This window comes from Thalassobacter sp. 16PALIMAR09 (assembly GCF_000765485.1).
GTDB lineage: Bacteria > Pseudomonadota > Alphaproteobacteria > Rhodobacterales > Rhodobacteraceae > Thalassobacter > Thalassobacter stenotrophicus.
The window spans coordinates 214,280-240,437 of record NZ_JHAK01000002.1; the positions used below are offsets into that span (position 1 = coordinate 214,280).

General features: G+C 62.2%; 26 protein-coding genes and 1 riboswitch. Of the genes, 11 read left to right on the forward strand and 15 right to left on the reverse strand.

Annotation, left to right across the window (positions count from 1 at the left end; translation table 11 throughout):
* Positions 1-14 precede the first annotated feature (14 nt).
* The 4 genes from PM04_RS04980 to cobO are packed head-to-tail and all read right to left on the reverse strand — an operon-like array spanning position 15 to position 2,285.
* A complete protein-coding gene (locus PM04_RS04980; protein WP_038004290.1) occupies positions 15-359 on the reverse strand; it encodes a Lin0512 family protein in 345 nt (114 codons plus the stop codon).
* A gap of 3 nt (positions 360-362) precedes the next feature.
* Positions 363-692, reverse strand: coding sequence for a Lin0512 family protein (locus PM04_RS04985; protein ID WP_038004292.1), 330 nt, complete (start codon positions 690-692; stop codon positions 363-365).
* Between the two features lie 12 nt (positions 693-704).
* Complete coding sequence (locus tag PM04_RS04990) at positions 705-1,667, reverse strand: CorA family divalent cation transporter (RefSeq protein ID WP_052068205.1); 963 nt, start codon at positions 1,665-1,667, stop codon at positions 705-707.
* A 3-nt stretch (positions 1,668-1,670) separates the two neighbouring features.
* The gene (gene cobO / locus PM04_RS04995; RefSeq protein WP_038004294.1) at positions 1,671-2,285 is read right to left on the reverse strand and encodes a cob(I)yrinic acid a,c-diamide adenosyltransferase; all 615 of its coding nucleotides are present in this window, start codon (positions 2,283-2,285) and stop codon (positions 1,671-1,673) included.
* 107 nt (positions 2,286-2,392) lie between these two features.
* Here cobO and PM04_RS05000 point away from each other — a divergent pair, with 107 nt between their 5' ends.
* Positions 2,393-2,803 carry a hypothetical protein gene (locus PM04_RS05000; protein ID WP_038004297.1) on the forward strand — a complete coding sequence of 137 codons (411 nt, stop codon included), beginning with the start codon at positions 2,393-2,395 and terminating at the stop codon, positions 2,801-2,803.
* On the opposite strand, the gene cobN is transcribed toward PM04_RS05000, so the two are convergent.
* The 5 genes from cobN to PM04_RS05025 all read right to left on the reverse strand — a co-directional run bounded on the left by cobN (position 2,800) and on the right by PM04_RS05025 (position 9,090).
* Positions 2,800-6,498 carry a cobaltochelatase subunit CobN gene (cobN, locus tag PM04_RS05005; protein ID WP_038004299.1) on the reverse strand — a complete coding sequence of 1,233 codons (3,699 nt, stop codon included), beginning with the start codon at positions 6,496-6,498 and terminating at the stop codon, positions 2,800-2,802. The two genes, PM04_RS05000 and cobN, sit on opposite strands and share 4 nt — an antisense overlap.
* Before the next feature lie 69 nt (positions 6,499-6,567).
* Positions 6,568-7,017: an N-acetyltransferase gene (locus PM04_RS05010; protein WP_038004300.1), complete on the reverse strand. Its 450-nt coding sequence runs from the start codon at positions 7,015-7,017 to the stop codon at positions 6,568-6,570.
* Positions 7,014-8,105 (reverse strand): cobalamin biosynthesis protein CobW, encoded by a 1,092-nt coding sequence (gene cobW / locus PM04_RS05015; RefSeq protein WP_038004301.1) that lies wholly within the window; start codon positions 8,103-8,105, stop codon positions 7,014-7,016. The genes PM04_RS05010 and cobW overlap by 4 nt, the downstream gene beginning before the upstream one ends.
* A 115-nt stretch (positions 8,106-8,220) precedes the next feature.
* On the reverse strand, positions 8,221-8,910 hold the full coding sequence (locus PM04_RS05020; RefSeq protein WP_038004302.1) for a CbtA family protein: 690 nt from the start codon (positions 8,908-8,910) through the stop codon (positions 8,221-8,223).
* Between the two features lie 15 nt (positions 8,911-8,925).
* Positions 8,926-9,090 (reverse strand): CbtB domain-containing protein, encoded by a 165-nt coding sequence (locus tag PM04_RS05025; protein WP_038004304.1) that lies wholly within the window; start codon positions 9,088-9,090, stop codon positions 8,926-8,928.
* A gap of 35 nt (positions 9,091-9,125) precedes the next feature.
* Positions 9,126-9,341: riboswitch (cobalamin riboswitch) on the reverse strand.
* Positions 9,342-9,536: 195 nt separating this feature from the next.
* Between PM04_RS05025 and smc the strand changes: the two genes are divergently transcribed.
* On the forward strand, positions 9,537-12,986 hold the full coding sequence (gene smc, locus PM04_RS05030) for a chromosome segregation protein SMC (RefSeq protein ID WP_038004305.1): 3,450 nt from the start codon (positions 9,537-9,539) through the stop codon (positions 12,984-12,986).
* A 6-nt stretch (positions 12,987-12,992) separates the two neighbouring features.
* On the opposite strand, the gene PM04_RS05035 is transcribed toward smc, so the two are convergent.
* The 4 genes from PM04_RS05035 to PM04_RS05050 are packed head-to-tail and all read right to left on the reverse strand — an operon-like array spanning position 12,993 to position 16,490.
* Positions 12,993-14,162 (reverse strand): lytic murein transglycosylase, encoded by a 1,170-nt coding sequence (locus PM04_RS05035; RefSeq protein ID WP_038004307.1) that lies wholly within the window; start codon positions 14,160-14,162, stop codon positions 12,993-12,995.
* A 33-nt stretch (positions 14,163-14,195) separates the two neighbouring features.
* Positions 14,196-15,116, reverse strand: coding sequence for an adenosylcobinamide-phosphate synthase CbiB (cbiB, locus tag PM04_RS05040; protein ID WP_038004310.1), 921 nt, complete (start codon positions 15,114-15,116; stop codon positions 14,196-14,198).
* Positions 15,113-16,099: a threonine-phosphate decarboxylase gene (locus PM04_RS05045; RefSeq protein WP_038004312.1), complete on the reverse strand. Its 987-nt coding sequence runs from the start codon at positions 16,097-16,099 to the stop codon at positions 15,113-15,115. The genes cbiB and PM04_RS05045 overlap by 4 nt, the downstream gene beginning before the upstream one ends.
* Positions 16,100-16,106: 7 nt before the next feature.
* Positions 16,107-16,490, reverse strand: coding sequence for a DUF1636 domain-containing protein (locus PM04_RS05050; protein ID WP_038004313.1), 384 nt, complete (start codon positions 16,488-16,490; stop codon positions 16,107-16,109).
* Between the two features lie 231 nt (positions 16,491-16,721).
* Between PM04_RS05050 and PM04_RS05055 the strand changes: the two genes are divergently transcribed.
* Positions 16,722-17,078, forward strand: coding sequence for a response regulator (locus PM04_RS05055; RefSeq protein WP_038004315.1), 357 nt, complete (start codon positions 16,722-16,724; stop codon positions 17,076-17,078).
* Here PM04_RS05055 and PM04_RS05060 read toward each other — a convergent pair.
* Positions 17,066-18,055: a glutathione S-transferase family protein gene (locus PM04_RS05060; RefSeq protein WP_038004317.1), complete on the reverse strand. Its 990-nt coding sequence runs from the start codon at positions 18,053-18,055 to the stop codon at positions 17,066-17,068. The two genes, PM04_RS05055 and PM04_RS05060, sit on opposite strands and share 13 nt — an antisense overlap.
* A 287-nt stretch (positions 18,056-18,342) precedes the next feature.
* Between PM04_RS05060 and PM04_RS05065 the strand changes: the two genes are divergently transcribed.
* From PM04_RS05065 to PM04_RS05100, 8 genes are all read left to right on the forward strand, one after another.
* Positions 18,343-18,558 carry a DUF6732 family protein gene (locus PM04_RS05065; protein WP_233486501.1) on the forward strand — a complete coding sequence of 72 codons (216 nt, stop codon included), beginning with the start codon at positions 18,343-18,345 and terminating at the stop codon, positions 18,556-18,558.
* Positions 18,555-19,766 carry a sirohydrochlorin chelatase gene (locus PM04_RS05070; RefSeq protein WP_038004319.1) on the forward strand — a complete coding sequence of 404 codons (1,212 nt, stop codon included), beginning with the start codon at positions 18,555-18,557 and terminating at the stop codon, positions 19,764-19,766. Before PM04_RS05065 ends, PM04_RS05070 begins: the two co-directional genes overlap by 4 nt.
* 63 nt (positions 19,767-19,829) lie before the next feature.
* Positions 19,830-20,468 (forward strand): precorrin-8X methylmutase, encoded by a 639-nt coding sequence (locus tag PM04_RS05075; protein WP_038004320.1) that lies wholly within the window; start codon positions 19,830-19,832, stop codon positions 20,466-20,468.
* Complete coding sequence (locus tag PM04_RS05080; protein WP_038004323.1) at positions 20,465-21,685, forward strand: bifunctional cobalt-precorrin-7 (C(5))-methyltransferase/cobalt-precorrin-6B (C(15))-methyltransferase; 1,221 nt, start codon at positions 20,465-20,467, stop codon at positions 21,683-21,685. The genes PM04_RS05075 and PM04_RS05080 overlap by 4 nt, the downstream gene beginning before the upstream one ends.
* Positions 21,682-22,383 carry a precorrin-2 C(20)-methyltransferase gene (cobI, locus tag PM04_RS05085; protein WP_038004325.1) on the forward strand — a complete coding sequence of 234 codons (702 nt, stop codon included), beginning with the start codon at positions 21,682-21,684 and terminating at the stop codon, positions 22,381-22,383. The genes PM04_RS05080 and cobI overlap by 4 nt, the downstream gene beginning before the upstream one ends.
* Entirely contained in the window at positions 22,374-24,191 is a 1,818-nt protein-coding gene (gene cobJ, locus PM04_RS05090; RefSeq protein WP_038004326.1) for a precorrin-3B C(17)-methyltransferase, read from the forward strand. The genes cobI and cobJ overlap by 10 nt, the downstream gene beginning before the upstream one ends.
* Positions 24,192-24,273: 82 nt before the next feature.
* On the forward strand, positions 24,274-25,041 hold the full coding sequence (cobM, locus tag PM04_RS05095) for a precorrin-4 C(11)-methyltransferase (protein WP_038004328.1): 768 nt from the start codon (positions 24,274-24,276) through the stop codon (positions 25,039-25,041).
* A 74-nt stretch (positions 25,042-25,115) separates the two neighbouring features.
* Positions 25,116-25,355, forward strand: coding sequence for a hypothetical protein (locus tag PM04_RS05100; RefSeq protein WP_038004329.1), 240 nt, complete (start codon positions 25,116-25,118; stop codon positions 25,353-25,355).
* Here the strand turns inward: PM04_RS05100 and PM04_RS05105 are convergent.
* Positions 25,352-26,149, reverse strand: a complete 798-nt coding sequence (locus PM04_RS05105) for a M15 family metallopeptidase (RefSeq protein WP_052077289.1) — start codon at positions 26,147-26,149, stop codon at positions 25,352-25,354. The two genes, PM04_RS05100 and PM04_RS05105, sit on opposite strands and share 4 nt — an antisense overlap.
* Positions 26,150-26,158: the final 9 nt, after the last annotated feature.

Sequence of the window (26,158 nt, forward strand, 5' to 3'; positions counted from 1 at the left end):
CAGGGGCGTTGAAGCTAGGCCTGTTTCGGCAAGAACGCCTCAACTGCGGCGGTGGCGATGGTTGTGACATTGCCGCTGTCGGGGTTCGTGATCGACAGCCCGCCTTGCACGGCAGTCACAGTGGCGCGGCCACGGGGCAGGTTGGCCTTGAGAGCCTCTGTGTCGGTGGCCGCTGGATCCGGCACGCCCACGGTGACCTGAACACGCATCTCATCGTGTGAGATATTGAGCGCCTCAAACATCGGGATTGAGGAATGACGGATCGCATCCTCAATCGCGCGGGCGGCGGCCTTGGTCATATCTTGGCCATAGAGGTCGTTGCCCATGCCCATCTCAATGATAAAACGTTGATCTGTCATGGCTTATACCTCTAGTGCGACGGAAATTGCGGCGTTCGCGATGACGGTCGGATTGCCATCGGGCCGGGGCACATCCAACCCGCCAAGAACGACGCGCACGGTCACATCGCCATAGGGAAAGACGGCCTTACACGCCTCGGCATCGACAGCATCGGGTTGCTGCACGCCGATTTCGGCGGTGATCTGCATGGCGGATTTCGGCTTGTCGAACAGCTCCGCTAGGTTGATCGAATTGTGCCACAGCGCGTCCTTTAGAGCGCGGGTCGCGGCCTCGGTGTAGTCTTGGCGGCGCAGGGACGTGCCCATGCCGAATTCTGTCAAAAGACGTGGCATCAGATGCCCTTTCTATAGCCATTTATGATAGCGGAAAAATACGAAGAGTGCGGCGGCAATGGCCACACAGGCGGCGCATAGCGCGGCAAAGGCCCAAGGTGCGGTCAGCCCTGGCATGCCCGCGATATTGACCCCAAACAGCCCCGACAGGAACCCTAGCGGCAGGAACACAGCCGCGACCACGGACAGGATATAGCCGTGTCGTGACACGATGGCGCTTTGCTGGGCGTCCAACTGGTTTTGCAGCACCGCAAGGCGGTCGCGGTTGGCCTCTAGCTCCTCGACGGAGCGGGCAGCAGCGTTGGCCCATTCGCGCAAGGCCGCGCGGGCGGGGGCGTCCAGCCATGGGATGTCGGCCTGTGCCAGCCGGGCCAGTGCTTCTCGTTGGGGGCCAACGTATCGGCGCAATTTGATGATACGGCGTTGCAATTGGGCAAGGTTTGCAGCCGTTGAGCCACCGTCGAGCGAGACGTCCTCTAGGGTGTCCACCTGATCCTCGAGCGCGAGTGAGACGGTTTCAATCCGGGTGATCAAGCCTGCGATGATCATCGTCAACGCGGCCGCGGGTGTGGCGGGTACGGGGGCGGCTGGATCGGCAAGCGCGCCCTGCAATTCCTGCACGGCCATCAGTCGCCGCAACCGGACCGTGACCAACCCGTCGGGGCTGAGCCAACACCGCAGCGACACCATATCATCGACCTGTGCGCCGGGGTTCATGTTGACCCCGCGCAGCACAATGATGGACCCTTCGGCCATATGATCAGCCCTTGGGCGCGTTTCCTCAGCCATCAGGGCCTTGGCCGCGACGGTAGGCAAATGCGCCGCCACCCAGTCGCGAGTGCCCGGTGCGTTCAGGTCTAGATGCAGCCACCGGTAGCCCTGCGGTGATTGGGGGGCGGGCCATGGGTCATCCACGGGCCGCGCCGCCCCGTCCACCACGTCAAAGGCAGCCAGCGGCATGAGCGCCTGCGCCATGGCTTAGTATTCCACGCCGATCTGCGCCTTGATGCCCGCGCGGAAGGGGTGTTTGACCAGCTCCATTTCGGTGACCAGATCGGCCAGTTCAATCAGCTCATCCTTGGCGTTGCGCCCGGTCAAAACCACATGGGTCATCTCGGGCTTTTCATCGCGGAGGAACGCCACGACTTCGTTCACGTCGATGTAATCATACCGCATGGCGATGTTGATCTCATCCAGCAGGACCATTTTGTGGCTGGGGTCGCGGATCAGGTCCTTGGCCTTGGACCACGCGGCCTGCGCCATTTCGATGTCGCGGTCTTTGTCCTGGGTTTCCCATGTAAAGCCCTCACCCATGGTGTGGAATTCACAGATATCGCCAAACTTAGCGAGGATCAGGTCGCGTTCGCCGGTGGACATGCCGCCCTTGATGAACTGCACCACGGCGCATTTCATGTCATGCGCGATACAGCGGAAAATCATCCCAAACGCGGCAGAGCTTTTGCCCTTCCCCTTGCCGGTGTGCACGATCACCAAGCCCTTTTTATCGGTCTTGGTAGCCATGATCTTATCGCGGGCGGCCTTTTTCTTGGCCATCTTGGCATTGTGGCGCTCTGTGTCTGCTGCGTCGGTCATCGCGGGCTCCCTTTTCATTTGGTGCCCAGAGTGCCTGCGAGAGCGGCAGATGAAAAGGGGGTGTAGTTGTTAACCAAGGCTTAACTAAGTTTGGTGCAAACTAGGACATGAAGGCCGTAATTCTTATCCCCCTTGCGGCTTTGGCCGCCTGCGCTTCACCGCATCCTCTATCCGGGCTGCGAGATCAGGTCACCGTGGACGCAGGCGGCTACTCCTTCGCAATAAACTACTCACAAGACCGAGCCGAGGTGACCCGGCTCACCCGCGTGTGGCGTCCTGATTATGCGGACGTACAGGCCGCAGCGGTGGCCGCCGTAATCAAGGGGACCGGCTGCGCGCCGGACCTTGGGTCTGTGTCCGGCGATGTGGCTTTGTTGCGGATGAAGATCGACTGCACCGAAGGCGCAGAGCTGAAATTGCCCCCGCCTCGGGATGGTCCCAAAACATCCTGCGTGGGCAATTTGATCCCGTTTGACCTTTCGACCGGGGTGTTCGATCTGGCCATCGACTGCGACTAGGCGTTGTTCGCGGGTTGACCGCTGCCCAATTGCTCCAGCAATGCGCGGGCTGAGTTGGACCGCGGCGTCCATAGCCCGCGGTCAATCGCCTCTTGCAGGCGGTCCGCGATGTCGGCGAGGGCTGGCGCGTTGTGATCGGCGATAAAGTCGCGCGTGTCTGTATCCTCCAGCATCGCGGCGTGGACCATGTCAAAATGGTGGTCCCGCACAGCGCCTGTCGTGGCGGCAAACGCAAACAGGTAGTCCACCGTGGCCGCGATCTCAAACGCGCCCTTGTAGCCGTGGCGTTTGACGCCCTCGATCCATTTTGGGTTCACCACACGGGACCGTACAACGCGCCCAATCTCATCCTCTAGTGTGCGGATAACAGGTCGTTCGGGCCGAGAGTGGTCGTTGTGATAGACAGGACGGTCGCGCCCTTGCAGGGTGCTGATCGCGGCGGCGGCACCGCCTTCGAATTGGTAATAATCGTCGCTGTCGAGCAGGTCGTGTTCGCGGTTGTCTTGGTTTTGCACGACGGCCTCAGCTTGGCTTAGCCGTTGTTCCAACCCGGCGCGGTCGCGCGTGCCTTCGGCGTCAGCGCCATAAGCGTAGCCACCCCATTCGAGGTAGGCCTCCGCGAGGTCGGATTTGTCGGCCCAAAGGCGTTCGTCGATCATGGCCTGAAGGCCTGCGCCATAGGCCCCCGGTTTTGATCCATAAACACGGGCCGTGCTTTCGCCTGCGCGGGCGCGGGCGGCGGCGGGGTTGTCCGCGTCCGGCTCATCAAGCGCCTGGATCGCGCGGGCGGCGGAATCGATCAGTGCGATTTGCTGCGGGAACGCGTCGCGGAAAAAGCCCGAAACCCGCAGCGTGACGTCTACGCGCGGGCGACCCAAGACGCCTTGGGGCAGGATTTCAAACCCCGTGACCCGGCGGTTTGCGGCGTCCCACTTTGGCTTGACGCCCATCAGCGCGAGGGCCTGCGCGATGTCATCGCCGCCCGTGCGCATGTTGGCCGTGCCCCATGCTGTTAACAGCAGGGCGCGGGGCCAGTCGCCGTGGTCCTGTAGGTGCCGCTCGATCAATAGGTTGGCGGATTTCCAGCCCAGCTTCCATGCGGTGGGGGTTGGAACAGCGCGGCTATCGACCGAAAAGAAATTGCGCCCTGTGGGCAGGACGTCCAGCCGTCCGCGCGTTGGTGCGCCTGACGCACCCGGGGCGACGAAGTGCCCTGATAGGGCGGTGAGAAGGCCCGCCTGTTCCGCCGGTCCGCAGGCGCGCACGGTGGGGGTGATATGATCGCGGATTGCGTCCAGCACAGGGGCGGATGCGGTGAACTCTGCCGGTGTTTCGGTCCAGCCGAGGGCGGTTTGCGCCAACAGCTCCAACCGTTCTACGGTGTCGCCATTGCTGCGCCACGTATCCGCGCTTACGTCCGCGAGGATCGCGGGACGTTGGCCTTCGTATGTCGCGGCCATGTCGCAATCCAGCGGATCAAACCCTGCGCCGCAGTCCTGTGCCAACGCTCGCAACAAGGATGCGTCCGCGTCTTTGCCCTCACCACGTGGAATGCGGGCCAATGCGATGACCAGATTTCGCTCTAGCGTGCCCTCGGGCGAGGCCCCAAAGATATGCAGGCCGTCGCGAATTTGGGCTTCTTTCAACTCGCACAAGTATGCGTCCAGTTTGGCCAGATCGCCGGCCTCATCGCCGTCAAAACCTGCGTCTTGGTCCAACCCGGTTGCTGCCGTCAGGCTCAGGATTTCGCGGCGCAGATGTTCGATCCGGCGCGGGTCGACGCCCGCAGCTTCATAGTATTCATCGACCAACGCCTCTAGGTCGCGCAGCGGTCCGTAGGTTTCGGCGCGGGTCAGCGGTGGCGTCAGGTGGTCAAGGATCACCGCCTGCGCGCGGCGCTTGGCTTGTGTCCCTTCGCCGGGGTCGTTCACGATGAACGGATAGATATGGGGCGTTGTGCCCATCACGATCTCGGGCCAGCACGTGTCCGACAGCGCGACTGCCTTGCCGGGCAGCCATTCGAGGTTGCCGTGTTTGCCCATATGCACAATTGCGTCTGTGGCCCAGTGGTGGCGCAGCCAAAAGTAGAACGCCAGGTAGTTGTGCGGCGGAACCAGATCGGGAGAGTGATAAGTCTCGGTCGGGTCAATGTTGTAGCCGCGCGCGGGCTGTAGGCCGACGACGACATTGCCAAAGGTGTGGATGCCAAGCGCAAAGCCGTCCGTGTCGCAAAACGGGTCCGTTTCGGGTGTGCCCCAGCGGTCCTCCATCTGGCGGCGGACCTCCCACGGGAGGGCGTCGTAGTGGCGGCGATAGTCGGCCATGGTCAACCGCTCACCGCCCGTCCGCTCAACTCGGTCCGTCAACCAGTTGGTGGGACCAGCCATAAGCCGCTGCATCAGGGCATCACTGTCTGCAGGAGCGTTTTCAACGGAATACCCGTCGGCGCCCAAAGTCTGGAGGGCAGCTACCGTGGCCGCAGGCGTATCAAGGCCCACACCATTGGCGAGCCGTCCGTCTCGGTTGGGATAGTTCGCCAGCACCAGTGCGACCTTGCGATCCGCCGTCTTGGCCCGGCGCAGGCGTGCCCATGCGAGGGCCAGTTCCGCCACATAACCGATCCGGTCGCCGCGTGCCTTGTAGGTGGCGATGGCGCATTCGGTTGCTTCATCGAAATAGGCCTCGCCCTTGAAGCTGATGGCGCGGGTCAGGACACGGCCATCCACCTCCGGCAGGGCTACGTTCATCGCGATGTCCCGCGCGCTCAGGCCGGTGAGGCCTTCTTCCCACGCTTGTTCGCCTGAGCCTGCGAGGACGACCTGAAACACTGGGGCTGCGTTGCACCATTCGGCGGCCAGCGGGTTTTCGGCCCCGTCCCCGTGGGGGCTGCCGACGGCGAAGGAGGTGGCGTTGAGGATAACCTCGGGCGGCGCTTGGGTGAACAGCGTCTGAAGCGTCGCGACCGAGACTGGATCTTTGAGCGAGGCAACAAAGACCGGCAGCGGGTTCAAGCCCGCGCGCAGGAGCGCTTTTACCATGCGGTTGATCGGGTTCAGGCCCGCGCCTTGGACCAGCGCGCGGTAAAAGATCAGCGGCACGACGGGCGCACCTTCGGTCCAGTTGGCTGTCGCGGCGTTTAGGTCCGCGATCCCGGCACCGGGCCAGTAGACGCCCGCGCGCAAAAGGGGTGTCGCGGCTTGGGGGCGCTCAGATTTATCGAGAAAGGCACGGGTGTAGGCAAGGAAGTTGGCGGCATTCTGGGGCCCGCCTTCGACTAGATAGGCCCAGAGGGCGTCGTAATCCTCAGCCGGGACGGTCGAAAGCTCCCGCAGTTCGGGGTCGGGTTTGTCATCACCGGGTAGAAAGGCCACGGGGATGTTCGCGGCACCCAACCGGGCTGCGTATTGTTCCACGCCGTAGCGCCAATAGCCCATGCCCCCAAGAACGCGCGCAATGACCAGCCGGGATTTGGTGGCGCAGGCTTCTAGGTGGAGGTCCACCGACATTGGGTGGCGCAGATGCATCATGTTGGCCAGCCGCAGTGTGCCGTGAGGCGCGTCGGCATGGGCCGCGGACAGGGCGGCGAGTTCCGTATCAGCGGCGGAAATAATGACCACGTCGGCGGGCGTTTGGCCGAGGTCAACGGGTTCTTGGCCGTCGTCGATTTGTCCGGGTGTTGCTGCGAGCAGATGCATGGGCGCTCCTGTTACGGTTTTTCTGGCGAAAAACCGGGCCTCCGGCGGGAGTATTGGGGGAACAAAGGACTAGAGCCGTTTTTCCATGAATGTTGACGTTGGCACATCGAGGTAGTCTGCGAAGGGGCCGCGACGGCGGTATCCCATACGTTCATACAGAGTGCAGGCGGCGACAAGAAGATCACCTGTTTCGAGCCGCATGAGAGTATGGCCGTCCGCTTGCGCGTCCTTCTCTAGGCGGGCCATTAGGGCTCGGCCCAGTCCGGTGCCTTGGGCGGGTGGCGTGACGAACAGGCGTTTGATTTCGACGTAGTCGCCCATATCAACGGAGGCAACGCAGCCTAGTGGGGTGTCTTGGGCATCGCGTGCGATGTAAAAAATGACGCCCGGCGCCGTGAGTTCCTCTGGCGAATAGGCAAAGCTTTCTTCGGCCGTGTAGAATTCACGCAACGCCTGTTCAGACCCTTCGATCAAGGCGAGGCCCTCGGGGCTGAGCGGATCGCCGGGCGCGATGATCATGCGACGAGGGCGGCCGTGATGGCGGCGCGGTCGAGCCCTGCCTCACCGATGACAACCAAGCGTGTTTCGCGTGGGTCACTGCCCAAGGGGCGATCGAAGTAGGTGTCGACGCGCGGACCAACGGCTTGGAGCGTGAGCCGCATGGGTTTGTTCGCGACGGCGGCAAAGCCCTTGAGCCGAAGGATACCATGGGCGCGGATTACATCAGCGACTTGTTCGGCGAAGGCTGCGGGGTCAGCGATTTCGGAGCGCGTGACGATAAAGCTCTCGAATTCGTCGTGCCCGTGTTCGTGGGCGTGATGGTGATGGTGGTGGTGATCGTGATGATGGTCGTCATCGTGGGCATGATCATCTTCGTGGTGGTGGTGATGCACCTCATTGCGGGCGTCTAGATCGGCTTCGGCGCCGACGCCTTGGCCCAGAAGGACGGAAACAGGGAGCGCGCCCATGGACGCTTTGACCACCTGCACGCCGCCCCGAGCCTCATCCTTGAGGCGGGCAACAAGGCCGTCGGCCTCTGCGGTGTCGAGCAGGTCGGCTTTGTTCACGACAATCATGTCAGCGCAGGCCACTTGGTCTTCAAACAGCTCAGACAGGGGTGTTTCGTGATCAAGGTTTTCGTCCAGCTTGCGCTGTGCGTCCACGGCTGCGACGGAATGCGCGAACTGCCCATCGGTCACGGCGCGGCCATCCACGACCGTGACAACGCCGTCCACGGTGACACGGGTCGAAATGCCGGGCCAGTTGAAGGCGCGCACAAGGGGTTGGGGCAGGGCAAGGCCAGACGTTTCGATCACGATGTGATCAGGGGGCGTGTCACGATCCAGCAGTTTTTCCATCGTTGGGATGAAGTCATCGGCGACGGTGCAACAAATGCAGCCGTTCGACAGTTCCATCACGTCGTCCTCGGTGCAGGTCTCGATGCCGCAGCCCTTGAGGATATCGCCATCGACGCCTAGATCACCGAACTCATTGATGATCAGCGCGATGCGCTTGCCCTCGGCGTTTTGCAACATGTGACGGATGAGCGTGGTTTTGCCCGCGCCCAGAAATCCCGTGACAACGGTTGCTGGAACTTTGCCTGCCATACTCGTTTTTCCTTTTCGTGTCTGAACGCGGTGCGCCAAGCCTGCCTGGTGGCGAAAGGGGCGCGCCGAATGATCAAGGGCCAGCGCCGAGTGGGCGCTGACCCGAATGGTTGGTTTAGGCGGCCTCACGCGTGTAGAAATACGCCGCAAAGAACCCGAGGGCAGCCCATCCGGCGGCCGCATATCCCAGCGACATCGCTGAGAATTGTGCCGCAAGTTCCGCCGGTGTCACCCCAAAGTAGGTGTCGAGCGTTGGCGCACCTACAAGCTGGGGAGCCAGCAAAAGAGGCACTGCCAACAGGGGCAGCAAGCCACGGCCAAACGCTAGGAGCCACATGGCCAACCCTGCGGTGAGCAGCGTTGCCATCCACCATGCTTGGCGCGGACCAATGTCGGCCCCGATAGAGCCGGGCAGGACCGGTGGTTGCCCGATCGCGGGGGCCAGTTGGATCGCGATGAACCCGGCAATGCCCCAGATCAACCCTTGGCGTGGGGTGATTTTGGTCAGGCCGCGTGCCTCAGCCAGGGCCATAAGCGCCACCAAAAGGAACCCGAACCCTACGTAGGTCACCACGTTGAACGCCATGGTCATCACGTAACGCATCGGCTCTGCGGCAAAGTCGATCTCTGCGCCGCCACGAGGGCTTTGTGGCGAGCCATCGACGGCGAAGTGAACCTTGGCACCGGCTTCGTAAAGCTCGCCCTCAAGCAATGAGGACGTGACAAATGTAAATTGCAGCAAAGCGGCAATCAGCCCTGCAGCAACACCAGCGAACACCGCGCTGGTCAGCAATTTCATCGGCATGGAGCTAAGCGCTGCCTAGTGGCAGGGGAATGCCATAGCGTGACGCTGATCGTGGGCGGCGTCATGCAGGATTGTGGCTTGTGCGTAGCCCGAGAAGAACAGCAGCATCATGCCAGCGGCTGCGGCAAAAACGATGGAAGCTGTGGAAGTGTTGGTCGTTGCGACTGTTTGGGTCGTCATGGGTCTTTCTCCTATGTCCGTCCACCCGACGGCAGGGGTTATCAAAATCGCTTGGCCGGTCTCCTGGCTTGCGGGTCGATGCGCGGACCGCCTTCCCGGGGGAACCCCAGTGGCATGTGGCCTTTGCTCACCGCTTACAGTCGCGGGGGCGGCTGTGGCATCTGGCCCCGACTTGGGTCACCGTCACCACATTCCCGTTTCAGACCCCGTCGCGCTTTGCGCATGGGGCCACCAAACTGCACCCGTTGTGCGTGTTCGGTGCGGGTGGGTCAACAATGAAAGCGTCATCTGGGGGCGGCATAACGGCATCTGTTCTGCGCGAGGGCCTATATATTGTGGATAACCTGGCACGAGTCGCGAAATATGCGATGCCTCGCCTTGACACAATGCGCGCGCCTTTCCGAGACTGCCATTGATATTGCGTTATTTCTTGAAGTGAGTCGCCCTTGCGTTTCGCCCGTCTTCGTCTGAATGGCTTTAAAAGCTTTGTTGATCCCACCGATTTGGTCATTGCGGATGGGCTGACGGGGGTGGTGGGCCCCAACGGATGTGGCAAATCAAACCTGCTTGAGGCTCTGCGCTGGGTAATGGGCGAAAATCGCCCCACGGCGATGCGTGGCGGCGGCATGGAGGACGTGATCTTTGCGGGGGCGGCTACACGTTCGGCCCGCAATTTCGCCGAAGTAACGCTGGGCATGGACAACAGTGAGCGCCTTGCGCCGGCGGCGTTCAATGGTGAGGAAAACCTCGACATTATCCGCCGGGTCACGCGGGATGTTGGCTCTGCCTATAAGGTGAACGGCAAGGACGTGCGGGCGCGCGATGTGCAAATGCTCTTTGCGGATGCCTCGACCGGGGCGCATTCGCCCGCGTTGGTCCGGCAGGGGCAGATCAGTGAGTTGATCAACGCTAAGCCCCAGAAACGTCGCCGCGTGCTAGAGGAAGCGGCTGGCATCTCGGGCCTGTACCAGCGGCGTCATGAGGCTGAGCTAAAGCTGAAGGGGGCCGAGACGAACCTGACCCGGGTGGATGATGTTTTGGAGCAATTGGCCGCACAGTTGCAGACCCTTGCGCGGCAGGCCCGTCAGGCTGCGCGCTATCGCGAAATCGGGACAAGCCTGCGGTTGGCCGAGGGGCAATTGTTATACCGTCGCTGGCGCGAAGCAGAGGAGGCCCGCGCAAAGGCGGAGGCGCAGGTGCGTACCTTGTTGACCGAGGCCGCGCAGGCAGAGGGGGCGGTGACACGCGCCGCCAGCGCCCGTACGCAGGCCGAGGACAAGTTGCCCCCTCTCCGCGAAGAAGAGGCCGTGTCAGCAGCTGTTTTACAGCGCGTTTTGGTGGCCCGCGACACGCTTGAGGCAGAAGAGACCCGCGCGCTGGAGCGGATAGAAACGCTGACCGGGCGGATTGAGCAACTGGCCCATGACCAAGCCCGCGAAGAGACGCTTAACACTGATGCGGGCCAAACGATCGAGCGTTTGGATTGGGAAAAGACGGAGCTGGAAAAGGCGGACGCTGGCCACGCCGAGGCCCTGGCCACTGCGCAAGCCGCCGCCCATGAGGCTGCCGAAGTGCTCGCGGAACGTGAAAGCGACTTATCGCGGCTAACCGAAGATATGGCGCGGCTGGCGGCGCGGCACCAATCGGCGACGCGCCTGATCGGTGACAGCCAGTCGCGGGTCGAACGGCTGGAGGCCGAAGCAGCCAAGGCACAAGTTGCCGTGACCGAGGCGCAAGCAACTTTGGACGGTGCGCAAGCGGCATTGACGCAGGCCCAAACCGCGCAACAGGCCGCGACCCTGCTGGCGCAACAGGCGGATGAAGCGCTTTCGGCTGCGGAGGCTGCACGCGCCGAAACGCAGGAACGAGAAAGCCGCGCCCGCGCCGCACGATCCGAAGCTGAAGGTGAAGCCACGACCTTGCGCGCTGAGGTCACTGCCCTGACCAAGCTGATTGCGCGCGACAGTTCGGAAGATGAGCCACTTCTGGATCGGTTGACCGTTGAGCCGGGGTTTGAGGCTGCATTGGGAGCGGCTCTTGCGGATGATCTGCGCAGTTCCGAGACGGAAGGCGACACCGGCTGGGCGCGGTTGCCTGACTATGACGCCCCGCAAAAACTGCCTGCGCAAATCCGCTCCATCGCGGAGCATGTAAAGGCCCCGGCGGTTTTGACGCGGAGGCTGGGACAGATCGGTGTCGTGGATGCGGATGAGGCGCCCAAGCTGCAACACATGCTGTTGCCCGGGCAGCGGTTGGTCAGCCAAGACGGGGATCTGTGGCGCTGGGACGGGTTCCGGGCCGCATCTGAAACCGCGCCGTCCTCGGCCGCGTTGCGTTTACAACAGATCAATCGACTTCAGGCGCTGAAGCGTGACCTTGAGGAGGTCGAGGCCCGTGCTGATGGCACCCGTGCCGCGCATGAGGCGCTGACGGACCGGCTTAAGGAATTGACGACGGCTGATATAGCGGCCCGCGATGCCCGCCGTGCTGCGGACAGGGCTGTGGCCGATGCATCCCGCGATGTGTCCCGCGCCGAAAGTGCGCAAAGCATCGCAGAGAGCAAGCTGGAAACCGGGCGTTTGGGTGTTGCACGGTTCGCCGATGAAGGGGCCGAGGCGCGGACCGCTTTGACTGAGGCGCAGGCGGCACAAACTGCGCTAGAGCCATTGGACGCGGCGCGCGGCGCGGTTGAAGACATTAAACTGACGGTTGAGGCCGCGCGCCTGACCATGTTGCAACGGCGCGCTGCCTCGGACGAATTGAAGCGCGAAGGCGATGCGCGCACCCGGCGTCGGCAAGAGGTTATCAAAGAGCTGAGCGGTTGGCGCCACCGCTTGGAAACCGCGACGACCCGTATCACCGACCTGACGGAGCGGCGCCTCAAGGCCGAGGCGGAGTTGGGTGAGGCACAGGCCGTGCCGGAGGCATTGGCGGCGCAACGTGCAGAGCTGTCGACACAGATCACCGCCGCCGAAACCCGCAAAGTAGCATCCGCAGAAGCGCTTTCGTTGGGGGAGGCCGGACTTCGCACAGCCGCCGAAGCTGAGCGCACCGCAGAGCGCGCGGCTTCAGAGGCCCGAGAGGCCCGCGCCGCAGGCCAAGCCCGCCTTGAGGCTGCTGCTGAGGCTGTGGAGGCGGCTGCGAACCGGATCAACGAGGACCTTGAAACCACGCCCAAAGCGCTTTTGGCGCAACTGGAGGTGGACCCCGTGAACATGCCGACTGCTGCGGCCCTAGAGGCGGATGTGAACCGCCTGCGCCGTCAGCGCGATGCGCTGGGCGCGGTCAATCTGCGTGCCGAAGAAGACGCCCGTGAGGTCCAGACCGAGCATGACGAGTTGCTTGCCGAAAAGACCGACCTTGAGGAGGCGATCAAGGCCCTGCGTGCCGGGATCGCGGGTCTGAACAAAGAGGGCCGCGAGCGGCTTTTGACCGCGTTTGAAACGGTGAACAGTAATTTCTCGATGCTGTTTACGCACCTGTTTGGTGGGGGTGAGGCTCGACTGGCCCTCGTCGAAAGCGATGACCCGTTGGAGGCAGGCCTTGAGATCATGTGCCAGCCGCCGGGCAAGAAACTGTCTACGCTGTCGCTGTTGTCGGGGGGAGAGCAAACGCTGACCGCGCTGGCTTTGATTTTTGCGGTGTTCCTTGCGAACCCCGCGCCTATCTGTGTGTTGGATGAGGTCGATGCGCCCTTGGATGACGCGAACGTCACGCGGTTCTGCGACATGCTTGATGAAATGACCCGTCGCACAAACACGCGGTTCCTCATCATCACGCACCACGCGGTGACGATGGCGCGGATGGACCGTTTGTTTGGGGTGACGATGGCCGAACAGGGTGTCAGCCAGCTGGTGTCCGTTGACCTGAAAAAAGCCGAAAGTCTGGTGGCTTAGAGGCCTTCAGAGCGCGTCCAATAAATCTGTCGTGGGCCAAGCGTCCGCCGGAAGGCCAAGGCGCTGCTGCTCAGACTGCACAGCGGCGCGAGTTCGCGCGCCCAAGATGCCGTCGATTTTGCCAACATCATACCCGCGCGCGGCCAGCTTTTGTTGTAGGCGTTTCATCTGGTTGTCCTCCAGCCCAGCCTCAGCCGCGCGGGCATCAAACACAGGCGCGCCGCTGAGCCGTGTGGCAAAGTAAGCAGCGGTCGTCACATAGGTAAAACTCTGGTTCCAATCGAAAAATACGCGGTAGTTGTCAAAAGCTAAAAATGCAGGACCTTTGTGGCCTTGGGGCAATAGCAGCGAGGCTTGCAGCCGCCGCGGCAGGTCTGTGCCTCGCGGTACGACGCCCAATCGTGCCCATTCCGCGACGCTCTTTTGGGTTTCAAGCCCAGAGACGCTCCAATCCATTTCGGCGGGCACGACAACCTCTGCCAGCCACGGTTCATCGCGCTGCCAGCCGAAATCGGCCAACATACGCGCGCCTGACATCAACGCATCCGCGACAGATGTTTTGAGGGTGACGTGGCCATCGCCGTCGCCGTCTACGCCGCGCTCTAGGATGTCGCCGGGCAGCATTTGGACCATGCCGATTTCTCCGGCCCATGCACCTGTCGTGCGGGCCGGGTCGAAATCGCCCGCCTCAAACAGCTCCAGCGCGGCGAACACCTGCGGGCGGAACAATTCCGGGCGGCGGCAATCGTGGCTCAGTGTCACGAGCGAGTTGAGCGTGTTGAAGTCGCCCTGTACCGCGCCAAAGTCAGTTTCAAGCGCCCAAAATGCCAACAGGACCCCGCGCGGGACACCGTACTCGGCCTCAGCCCGGTCAAAGATGGCATCGTAGCGATCTGCGTTGCGGCGCCCGTTGGTCAGTCGGCTTTGGCTGATGACCCGGCGGGTGAAGTCGGTAAAGGGGATGCGGAACACCCCTTGGGATCGGTCGGCGCGCAGAGTGCGGTCGTCTTGGGTGACGGAGGCAAAGAATTCTGACACCGATGCTCGGTTGTGCCCACGGCTGATGGCTTCGGCCTTTAGGTCTTCGACAAAGCCCGAAAAGCTGCCCCCGCATGTGGCGAAGGCCGCGCCGGGCAGGCACAGTGCCAAGCTGATGGCGAATGAAAGTCGGCGCATGGTGCTGGTCCTAGCTATCCCCTTGCGGCCACCTCACATCATCAGCGCGCCAATGGCAACCGCGCCGAACAGGCCCGCCCAGACGCGCCAAAGCACATTGCACGCCGCGTCGATGTCGCTTGGGCCGATATCGCGGCGCCCTGCGGGGTGGACGAAGGGGAACTCCTCCATCCGACCATCATAGCTGCGCGGCCCTGCAAGCGCGACGTCTAGCACCGGCGCAATTGCGGCTTCTGGCCAACCGGCATTGGGAGAGCGGTGTAGCCGCGCCTCAGCCATCACGCGGCCCCACGCAGCGCGATCCAGTGCGCGGCCCGAGACCACCATAATGGCAAGTGCGGTCAGGCGCGCGGGCACCCAGTTCATGACATCGTCCAGCCGCGCGGCAGCCCAGCCAAAGTCGCGGTATCGCTCCGTCCGGTAGCCAATCATGCTGTCGGCTGTGTTCACGATTTTGTAGATCAGGATGCCCGGCAGCCCGCCCACAAAGAACCAAAACGCAGGGGCCATGACGCCGTCGCTAAAGTTTTCGGCCGCGCTTTCGATGGCGGCGCGGGTGACGGCGGGTGCGTCCATCGCGGTCACATCGCGCCCGACGATCATGGCGACAGCGCTGCGCCCCTCGGCCAGCCCTGTGCGGAGCCCGTCTGCCACGGCGCGCACATGTTCGATGAGCGAGCGGTGCGCCAGCAGGATCGCGGCGCCGATGATTTCGAACACCCAGCCGAGGGGAAGGGCGGCCAGCACCATCCCCAAAGCGCCCGCGCCAATCACAAGGATTGCGACGGCCAATACACCGGCGCGGCGTTGTGTGGGGGGATGGTTGAGCCGTTGATCAAGCGCGCCGACCGCACGCCCCATCACGACAGCGAGATGCGGCGCGCGGTTCCACAGCCATTTGGGTTCGCCCAATGCTGCGTCCAGCGCAAGGGCTAGGGCGAGCAGTCCGCTCATGCGTGGGTGTCCGATCGGGGGGCGGCTAGGGCGCGTTCCAAGTGGTCCCATTGGGCGGACGTGCCGGGCAGGCCGAGGCGCACCCAACGGCTGGAATAGGGAAAGATCCGGCTCCAGACATGATGCATGGCCAGTCGGTCCTGCCATGCCTTTGCATCGCCCACATCGTACAGTCGAAACAGGGACGTGCCGCCGACAACGGGCGCGTCAATTAGCGCGTCCAGCCGCGCGGCGTCTTGGGTGAGCCTGTCCCGGGTGGCTGCGGCCCAATCGTGATCCTCAAGCGCGACGGCCCCGATGCGCAGGGCTGGCCCCGACACAGCCCACGGTCCAATCATGTCGCGCAGGCGTGCGATGGTCGCCGGTTGGGCAACTGCAAACCCCAGCCGCATCCCCGCAAGGCCCCAGAATTTGCCAAAACTCTTGAGGACGACGACCCCATCGCGCGCGGCCAGCTCGATCATTGATGCCTCGGGCGTGACGTCGCAGAAGCTTTCATCGATGATGGTGAGCGGGGCGGTGATATCCTCAGCGGACCAGAGCCGCCCGTCGGGATTATTGGGATGCACCAACACGCGGGCGGACGGGGCCTGATCCGTGATCTGCCAGCCATGAGCACGGAAGGCTGCCGCATGTTCGTTGTAGGTGGGGGCAGGGATGTCGACACGTCCAACCGGGGCCAAGACCGGCATTTGGGCAATAAGCGCAGAGGCGCCGGGGGCTGCCAAAACCTCGGCTGAGGCCGGGACATTCCAGAATGTCCGTGCGGCTTGCGTGAGCCTGTCTTGTGCCGCTGCATCGGGCAGGCAGGCCCAGTCAGCGTCTGTTAACTTTTGTATCGGAAACGTTACCGGGTTTATGCCGGTAGAAAGGTCTAACCATGCGTCGCGTGCCCCGCCCCAGCGGGCAACAGCGGCATCAAGACCTCCGCCATGATCGCGGGGCGTTTTGGGGCAAGCCGAGGGGGCAGGCGCGAGGGTCATTTTACGCTCAGGCGTCGGGCAGTGGTGGGATGCGGGTGATGAAGTGGCCCTTGATCGCTTGGGGCCACTGCTTGAACGGGACTTGTCCGCTTTTGCTTTCGGCGTGCAGGGCGGCATAGGCAACAATCCCCTCGGCAGCCTCTGCCGTGGTTTCGAATTTTCCCAACGTATAGGTCAGTTTACCCGCGGCTTGGAGCGATACGTTACAACCGTGATTGCACCCCATAAGACAGGAATGACGCCGTGTCTCGACACCAGCAACGCCTTCGGCTGCGGTTTCGACAAGTGTGGCCAAGGCCTCACCATCGGTCAGCTCAACCCCATCATTGGCCGCGCGTTCGGCCCAGTCATCGCGTTTGCAAGTGTCGCAAATGGTGATCACGCTCGTCATCAGGCGCTCCCTTTATCGTGCAGATGTGTGCGTCAATATAGGGCGCGCAAGCGAGTGCATCCCCTTTTGCGACCCTTCAACAGCAATTCGGAACGCTCTGCAAGAAACCGCGCATCGGGGGCTGCCACGCGGCACTGTTAATCCTCTGTTAGGGTTCGTGGACTAGCCATAAAGGACAGCCACTCAGAACGAGTTCATTAGGTCGATACACCGCAGAAGGGGTAAACGGGCATGCAGGTTCTTATTGTCGAGAGTAACGCGAATTTGGCCGCACTTTGGCAAAGACCGCTGTCGGCTTGGGGGCATGGCGTGACCATTGCGACGGGGCAGTTGGATGCCGTGCGGCACCTGTCCACCCACGATTTTGACGCAATCATTCTAGACCTAAAACTGACCGAAGGCAGCGCCATGGCGGTGGCGGATTTTGCGAATTACCGCCAGCCGCAGGCCCATATTATCGCGGTCACCTCTGATCGGTGTTTTTCTGATGGGTCAATCTTTGCCCACCTTGGCAACGCGCGTGTGTTGTTGCCAAGGGCCACCTCGCCCGACGATCTGGGCAAGATGGTCGAATATTACGCGGCCTGAAGCCCGTCACGCCCATGGGGTTCCATCCAGTCGATCTGTGCATTGATCGGAAGGATGCGGTTCGGGTTAATCGTGTCGTGACTATAGTGGTAGTGGCGCACGATATGCTCCATTCCGACGGTCTCTGCGACGCCGGGCACTTGGTACAATTCTCGCGTATAGGCCCACAGGTTGGGGTAATCGACCAGCCGCTTGCGATTGCATTTGAAATGCAGGTGATAGACCGGATCGAACCGTACAAGTGTGGTGAACAGGCGCCAGTCTGCCTCGGTGATTTGATCGCCCGCAAGATAGCGGCGGGTGCCGAGCAGGGCCTCCATCTCATCAAGGGCGGCGAACAAGGTCGTGACGGCCGTGTCGTAGGCCCCTTGGGTCGTGGCAAAACCTGATTTGTAGACGCCGTTGTTGATCGGCTCATAGACGCGCTCATTGATCTGATCGATCTCGGAACGCAGGGCCATCGGATAGAAATCGAGCGTGTTGCCCGTGATTTCGTTAAATGCCGTGTTGAACATGCGAATGATCTCAGAGGATTCGTTGCTCACGATGGTTTGGCGCTGTTTGTCCCACAGGATCGGCACGGTCACGCGGCCCGACACGCCGGGGTCCGCGCGGGTATAGATGTCACGCGCAAAGGGCAGCCCATAAAGCGTATCGCCGGTTGCACCATCATCGTCAGTTTCAAACGTCCAACCGTCAGACAGCATGTCGGGATGCACCACTGAGATGTTGATGAGGTCAGTCAAACCCTTGAGTTTGCGAAAGATCAGCGTGCGGTGCGCCCACGGGCACGCAAGGGAGACATAGAGGTGATAGCGGCCCGCCTCGGCTTTAAATCCGCCTTCACCCGTGGGGCCTGCGCTGCCATCTGCGGTGATCCAATTGCGGAACCCGGCCGTTGAGCGGACGAACTTTCCGCCCGTGGATTTCGTGTCGTACCAAGTGTCATGCCAGACGCCGTCAACCAATTGGCCCATCGTTCATCTCCTTTTGTTGTGTCCCGAATAGACCGCTTGCATTCGCGCATCTAGGTCGCGTTCAGCGCAGGGCCTGCGCGCATACGCACAAACTGGGGGAAAATGAGGCTAAAACCGGCTTTGAATCCCGTTGCGCCCTTGTCACCCGCAGGCTAGGCAGTGGCAGACGACGCCTCGTTTCGGGGCCGGACAGGTGGATCACGGGCCCCGCCGACCCAGACAGGGGGCGGACCGCGACATCGTCATCCCGGCCACGGCAGCGGGGCATGCGAATGATGGAGCGTGCCTTGAGACCTGTTCTTTTCCTTATCCTCTCTGCTTTTGCGGGACCGGCTGCGGCGCACCCCGGTCATATCGCGGACCTTGCTGGCCATGACCATTGGGTTGCGGGTGCTGCGATTGGTGCGGCGATCGGTGCTGCGATCTGGGGGCACCTAAAGGGCAAAAAGGCCGAGGCCAAAGACGAAGAGCCCGAAGATACCGCCGAGGAGGCCACCGCATGAGCACCACTTCCCCCCAGAAAACCGGCGTTATGATTTGTGGGCACGGTTCGCGCTCGCAGTCGGCGGTGGATGAATTCGCGACACTGGCCGAAAAACTGCCCGCCCACCTGCCCGCGGAGTGGGAGGTGGACTATGGCTATCTTGAGTTCGCCAACCCCGTCATTCGTGACGGTCTTGATGCCCTGCGTGCCAAAGGTTGTACGCGGATTTTGGCGGTGCCGGGTATGTTGTTCGCAGCGATGCATGCCAAAAATGACATCCCCACTGTTCTGAACACATATGCCCAGAAAAACGGGCTACAGGTCAGCTATGGGCGTGAGCTGGGCGTAGACCCCAAGATGGTGTCCGCGGCGGCCGCACGTATTCGCGAAGTCGCGGGTGATGGCCCCTATCACGACACCTGTCTGGTGGTTATTGGCCGCGGCGCAAGCGATCCTGACGCCAATGGCAACGTCGCCAAAATCGCCCGGCTTTTGCACGAAGGCCTTGGCTTTGGCTGGTGTGAGGTTGGCTATTCCGGCGTGACGTTCCCGCTGGTGGAACCTTGCCTGCAACACGCGGCCAAGCTGGGTTACAAGCGGATCGTCGTGTTCCCGTACTTCCTGTTTTCGGGCATTTTGATCGACCGGATCTATGGCTTCACCGATCAAGTCGCGGCACAGCACCCCGAGATTGAATTCCTCAAGGCCGGTTATTTGGGCGATCACGTGGATGTTCTGCGCACCTTTGCCGAGCGTGTGATTGAACAAGACAGCGCGACCCCACCCCCCAACTGTGGGCTTTGCGCCTACCGTGAGCAGGTGCTTGCGTTGGAGGATGGCCGCCATCACCACATCAAGGCCGAAGACCGCCAGCACCCCGCGTTTGGCGCGGTCCCGCCGTCCACTTGTGTGATGTGCAAATACCGCACGGCCGTTCTGGGTTTTGAGGCTGAGGTGGGGGCTGTCCAAGAAAGCCATCACCACCATGTTGAAGGGCAGGGGGCCAATGCGCCCGGCTCAAACGTGGCGGATTGCAAGCTGTGCGATACGTTCTGCACGGGCATGTGCCGGTTGGAAATGCAGGATGCGCACGCGCATCACCACCATCATGACCACGGACATGGACATGCGCATGACCATGATCACGGGCATCACCATCACGCGGAATACCCGCACGCTAAGCACCCTCATGGGCCCGAAAGCGCGCGCAAACGGGTTAAGCCCTAACTCCGAACCCGCGCCTGATTATCTGCGTCCCGTCCGGCTCAACCGCTCCGAGAGGATTTCGCCCTGCGTCCCTACGAAAAAGACCCGAAGGCCATCTATGCGGCCAGCTTTGCCACCGTTCAGGCCGAGGCCAATCTGGACCGGTTCGATAGTGGTATGCAGGCGCTGGTCACGCGGCTGATTCATGCGTGTGGCATGGTTGAGGTTGCGGATCGCATCGCACATTCACCCGGGGCTTATCTGGCCGGGCACCGTGCTTTGGCGAATGGCGCGCCTGTTCTGTGCGACTGTGAAATGGTCGGCGCAGGCATTATCCGCCGGTATTTGCCCGCGCAGAATGAGGTCATCGTGACGCTGAATGACCCCAGCGTGCCGGACCGCGCGGCCGCGATCGGTAATACACGATCTGCCGCCGCAGTGGAGTTGTGGGCAAACCATCTGGAGGGCGCTGTTGTCGCGATTGGTAATGCGCCCACGGCTCTGTTTCACTTGCTTGAACTGTTGGATCAAGGCGCGCCCAAGCCTGCCGTGATCCTCGGGTTTCCGGTGGGGTTTGTCGGCGCGGCGGAATCCAAGGCCGAATTGGCGGAACGGCCCCGGGGCTGTGACTTTGTCGCCCTGCGTGGGCGGCGGGGTGGCTCGGCGATTGCCAGCGCGGCCGTGAATGCCTTGGCCGCTGGGCTGCCGGAACTCAACGCATGAGCGGGCACGTCGAAACGTCCGCACCTTGGTTGCATATCGTTGGCATCGGTGAGGACGGTCTGGACGGGCTGACCCCCGCCACACGCGCCGTGGTTGAGGCCGCAGAAATCCTGATCGGCGGAGATCGTCACCACGCCCTTGCGCAAACAACTACGGCCAAGCGCTACGCATGGCCCAGCCCGTTTGATGCCCTGATCGATCTGTTAAAACAGCACGCGAACCAGCGTGTTGTCGTCCTCGCGACAGGCGATCCGCTGTGGTTTTCGGTTGGGGCGCGGATTGGCCGCTCAATCCCCGCAGGGCAGATCACATACCATCCGCAACTGTCCGCGTTTCAGCTGGCAAGTGCGCGCATGGGCTGGTCGATGGCCGATGTAGAGACGTTGACCGTTCATGGCCGCCCTGTTGAGCAGATGATCGCGTTTATTCAACCCGATCAGCGGCTTATCATCCTGACCACCGGGGCTGAGACGCCGGGCCAGATCGCGCAGTTCCTGACGGAACGCGGTTTTGGCGACAGTCCGATGACTGTTTTGGCCAACATGGGTGGCGAAAGGGAGCAGCGTTTTGACGGGATTGCACGCGAGTGGTCCCATGAGGTGCCGCCGTTCAACACCCTTTGCGTCGATTGCCGCGCCGCCTCTGATGCGGCCCTTTTGCCACGTGTGCCGGGCCTGTCAGATGACATGTTCCAGCACGACGGCACCATGACAAAGCAAGAGGTGCGCGCTGTTACGCTGGCCAAGCTGATGCCGATGCGTGGCGCGCTGTTGTGGGACATCGGGACGGGCTGCGGGTCCGTCGCGGTCGAATGGATGCGTGCGGCGCGCTACGCCCGCGCCATCGGGATTGAGCCGCGCGCGGACCGCCGCGCCATGGCCGCCGCGAATGCGTTGTCGCTTGGAGTGCCCAAGCTAGAGCTGATCGATGGACAGGTTCCAGAGGCGCTGGATGGGTTGGAAAAACCTGATGCCGTGTTCATCGGCGGGGGCCTGTCGCCCGAGACATTCGATGCCGCCTTCGCCGCGCTCCGGCCTTTGGGTCGGTTGGTCGCGAACGCCGTAACGCTGGAATCTGAGGCGACGCTGGTCGACCTGCACAAAACCCACGGGGGGCAATTGGTTAAGCTCTCTGTTAACCGCGCTGAACCCGTGGGCCGCCTGACGGGCTGGCGCCCGCTGATGCCGGTCACGCAATGGAGCTTGGTAAAGAGATGACGGGACGATTTATTGGTGTGGGCTTGGGTCCGGGTGACCCGGGGCTCATCACGCGTAAGGCTGCGCAATTGATTGAATCGGCTCAGGTGATTGCCTACCCCACGCTCGCTGGGGGCGATAGCTTTGCGCGCAGCATTGCCGCCGATCTGATCCGCGCAGAGGCCCGCGAAATCCGTATGGATGTGCCGATGACCCCGGCCCGCGCCCCGGCCCAAGCGGCCTATGACCAAGGCGCCGCCGAAATCGCGGCAGCCCTTGATGCAGGTCAGGATGTCGTCTGTCTGTGTGAGGGGGACCCGTTCTTTTACGGCTCTTTCATGTATCTGTATGCGCGGCTCAGCACCAAGTACGACACCGAAATCGTCCCCGGCGTGACCTCAGTCACGGCCTGTGCGGCCCGCGCGGCGATGCCGCTGGTGGCGCGCAATGAAGTGATGACCGTTCTGCCCGGCCCGCTGCCAGAGGCAGAATTGCGCGCCCATCTTGAGGCCGCAGACACGCTGGTTATCATGAAGGTCGGTCGCCACCTGCCCAAGCTGCGCGCGCTGCTAGACGAGGCGGGCCTGACGGACAACGCCACCTATGTCGAACGCGCGACGCTGGGGGCTGAGGTTATCCTGCCCCTCGCGCAAGCGCCCGAAACTGCACCCTATTTCTCCATGATCCTGATCGCGAAAGGCGCCGACCCATGGCTCTAGATCCCATTGTCCTGTGCCTGAATCGGGCCGGCGAACCCACGGCACATCTTATTGCGCAGGCGCTTGGCGCGCCGGTGCATGGCCGCGAAACCCGCGTTGATCAAGCCGACGTGTTTTTTGCCAATGCGTTGGATCACATCCGCACGTTGTTTGCGGCGGGCACGCCCGTCATTGGAGTATGTGCCAGCGGCATTCTGATCCGCGCTGTGGCGCCTTTGTTGGTCGATAAATCGATTGATCCCCCGCTCCTGAGCGTGTCGGACGATGGGGCAATCGTGATCCCCTTGCTTGGCGGGCACCGGGGCGCGAACCGGCTTGCCGCAACCATTGGGGATGCCATCGGCGCCACCGCAGCCGTCACGACGGCGGGTGATGTCGCCCTTGGGGTGGCCCTTGATGCGCCGCCCGTGGGTTACCGCCTTGCCAACCCAGAGGATGCAAAAACCGCTATGGCCGCGCTGTTGTCGGGCGATGGGGCAACCTGTCTTGGCGCGCCATTGTTCGATCTGCCAAAGGGCACTGCGGCCACCATCGAAGTTACCGAAAAGCCCGCCCAGACTGGGCCGGAGCGGTTGGTCTACCACCCGCAGACCTTTGCATTGGGTGTGGGCTGTGCGCGTGATGCGGACCCGACTGAGTTGTGGGACAACGTTCAAGCCGCGATGGCCGAGGCGGACATCGCACCGGGTGCAATCGCTTCGGTCAACACGCTGGACCTAAAGGCCGATGAGCCCGCAATGAACCAGCTTGCCGAGCGCTTGGGCGTTCCGCTTCGGGTCTATTCCGCCGCTGAGTTGGAGGCTGAGGCCCCCCGTTTGGCCAACCCTTCAGACGTGGTATTCGCCGAAGTGGGCTGCCACGGTGTGTCCGAAGGCGCGGCCCTTGCTGCGGCCCCCGATGGTGCGCTTGCGGTTGCCAAACGCAAGACCGCCAACACGACCTGCGCACTGGTCCGCAACCCAGTGCCCATCACTGAACATGCAGGCCGGTCGCGCGGGCGGCTGTCGATCGTAGGGATCGGTCCGGGGCAAGCCACATGGCGCACGCCCGAGGTGTCAAAATTGGTGGCCGATGCCGAAGAACTGGTGGGCTACGGCCTTTATATCGATCTTCTGGGTCCGCTCGGCTATGGCAAGGCTCGCAGTGACTTCCCGCTCGGCGGTGAAGAAGCGCGTTGCCGTTATGCTCTAGAAAAGGCCGCCGAAGGGCGCAACGTGGCGCTGGTGTGTTCGGGGGATGCGGGCATCTATGCCATGGGCGCGCTGGTGTTTGAATTGCTCGACCGGGGCGCGGATGAGCTGGGCGTAAGCGACGCGGCCAAGCGGGTGGATATTGTCTGCTCACCCGGTGTGTCGGCCCTGCAGGGGGCTGCGGCCCGCGCCGGTGCCCCGCTGGGGCATGATTTCTGTGCGATTTCGCTGAGCGATCTGCTGACCCCGCGTGAAGACATTATCAAACGTCTGCACGCAGCGGCTGAGGGCGATTTTGTCATCGCCTTTTACAACCCCGTGTCGCAACGCCGTCGGACTCTGTTGGCCGAGGCGCGCGATATCCTGTTGCAGCACCGCCCACCGGAAACGCCCGTTATGCTGGCCAGTTCACTTGGTCGTCCCGAGGAATACATCCGCTACCGCCGCCTTGATGCCCTTGAGGTAGACGAGGTCGATATGCTGACTGTTGTTCTGATCGGCTCCAGCCATTCAAAGCTGGCGCATTTGGGTGAGGGGCCGCGCATGTACACGCCACGTGGCTATGCGCGCAAAATCGATGGCGATTTGGCGCAGGCGACCAAAGAGGGTCAGGGGTGAGCGCGCGCGCTCTCCCGCGCTGGTACGAAACTGTTTGGGCCGCGCTTTGTCGTGCCGCCTGTCCTTCGCAAGGAACACTACTATGACTGTCTATTTCATTGGCGCAGGCCCTGGGGACCCCGAGCTGCTAACGCTCAAGGCGCAACGTTTGATCCGGGCCTGTCCGGTCTGCCTCTACGCGGGTTCGCTTGTGCCGGAGCAGGTCGTGGCCGAGGCGCCAGAGGGCGCGCGGGTGTTGGACACCGCCTCGATGACGCTGGACGAAACCCACGCAGAGATTGTTGCGGCTCATGGCCAGGGCCAAGACGTGGCGCGTGTGCATTCCGGTGATCCATCGCTTTATGGTGCAATCGCAGAGCAAATTCGTCGCCTGAAAGCCGATGGCATTGACTACCAAGTGGTTCCCGGTGTGCCTGCCTATGCCGCGGCCGCCGCCGCCTTGGGCCAAGAGCTGACAATTCCTGAGGTGGCGCAGTCGATCATCCTGACGCGGGTGAGCATGAAGTCCACCTCTATGCCGCCCAACGAGACGTTGGAAAACTTTGCGCGGACGGGGGCCACGCTGGCGATCCATCTAGGCATCCGGAACCTGCGGGAGATTGAGCGCGTTTTGACCCCGCATTACGGTGCAGATTGTCCCGTGGTTGTGGCCTACCGCGTTGGCTGGCCGGACCAGATGTTTGTAAAGGGCACAATCTCGGATATTCAGCCCAAGATACGCGCCGCCAAGATAACGCGCACCGCACTGATTCTGGTCGGTCCCGCCCTGCGGGAGGTCCAAGATTTCCGCGATAGCGCGCTCTATGACCCGGCGATGCCTCATGTCCTCAGGCCAAAAGCGCGCGCCTGAGGTTTTTCTGCAGGTATTAAACCCGCCCTTAACGAATGGCGTGCCACGTTGGTGTTCATAAGAGAGGACCAACCATGAGCACGCTTATTCAAGACCATTCAAATGTTCACGTCCGTGTCGGGGATGCGTCCCTGCCGGTCTATGCGCTTACTGAAAACGGTCTGGATATGGATATAAAGGACGCCCCGCTTTTGCGGGGTTTTGTTTTGGTTTTCGATGGTGAGCAGTTGTTGTCAGAGGCCTACATCGATGCGGTCGATGAAGCGCGCGGCTTTCTGCGATATGTTTTTGGGCGTGATACCGCCCGCACCTAAATCGGCACTGGCCCGTAGTGGGCAGCCTCCGCACCGGTAATGCGGGCCCACATTTGATCACCCAGCGAAAAGTGCCACCACTCCGTCGGGTTGTTGGCAAAACTCGCCGCATCCATCACCCAAAAGAGCATGCGCCGGTTGTCCCGTGCCTCAATCGCCGAGAAAGACATGGCGTCTGAGGCGGTTTCAAAATGTGCGGTGTTCGATATTTCGGTCACATCGTCAAAGATTGAACCCATGAATAATGCGTCCCCCCCGATCCTGCGCAGCGTCAGGTCTACGGCGGCCCCTGTGGCGTGGGGCGGCGGTGAGGTTGGATCAATCATGCCGCCGGGCGCGCCGCGTGCCCAGTATTTCTCCACTTCCGCCTGAAGTGGGGCACCCTCAAGGCTTGGATCATGGTGGCGCAAATGCGCAGGCATCCAGTGGTCATGAAAATAGTTTTGCACGGCGATGGGCCGCCACGCATCAAACACCCACAGCTCTAGCCCGTATTGGGCGAGGACCGTGTTGACGTTTTTTAGGCGTTCTGCGAGCGGGGCGCGCAGCAACAGATCTGGCACGGAGCCGTCGATTTTGGTGTGATACGGCGGGTTGTGCAGACTGTGGTAGTAGTTCTCGCCCGCGATCCCCGATGCGCGCAAATCCACCATAGCGTCGCGTTGCGCCGGGGCGCTGACGTCCACCGGATGGTCGCGGTAGCCGGGGCGGAGCGCTTCGGCGCGGGCCACGCGCTCCGCAATGGATTGAGTGCGATAGGTGCCAAGAACACCTTGGGTAACAGATTGGATCATGGCGCCTTT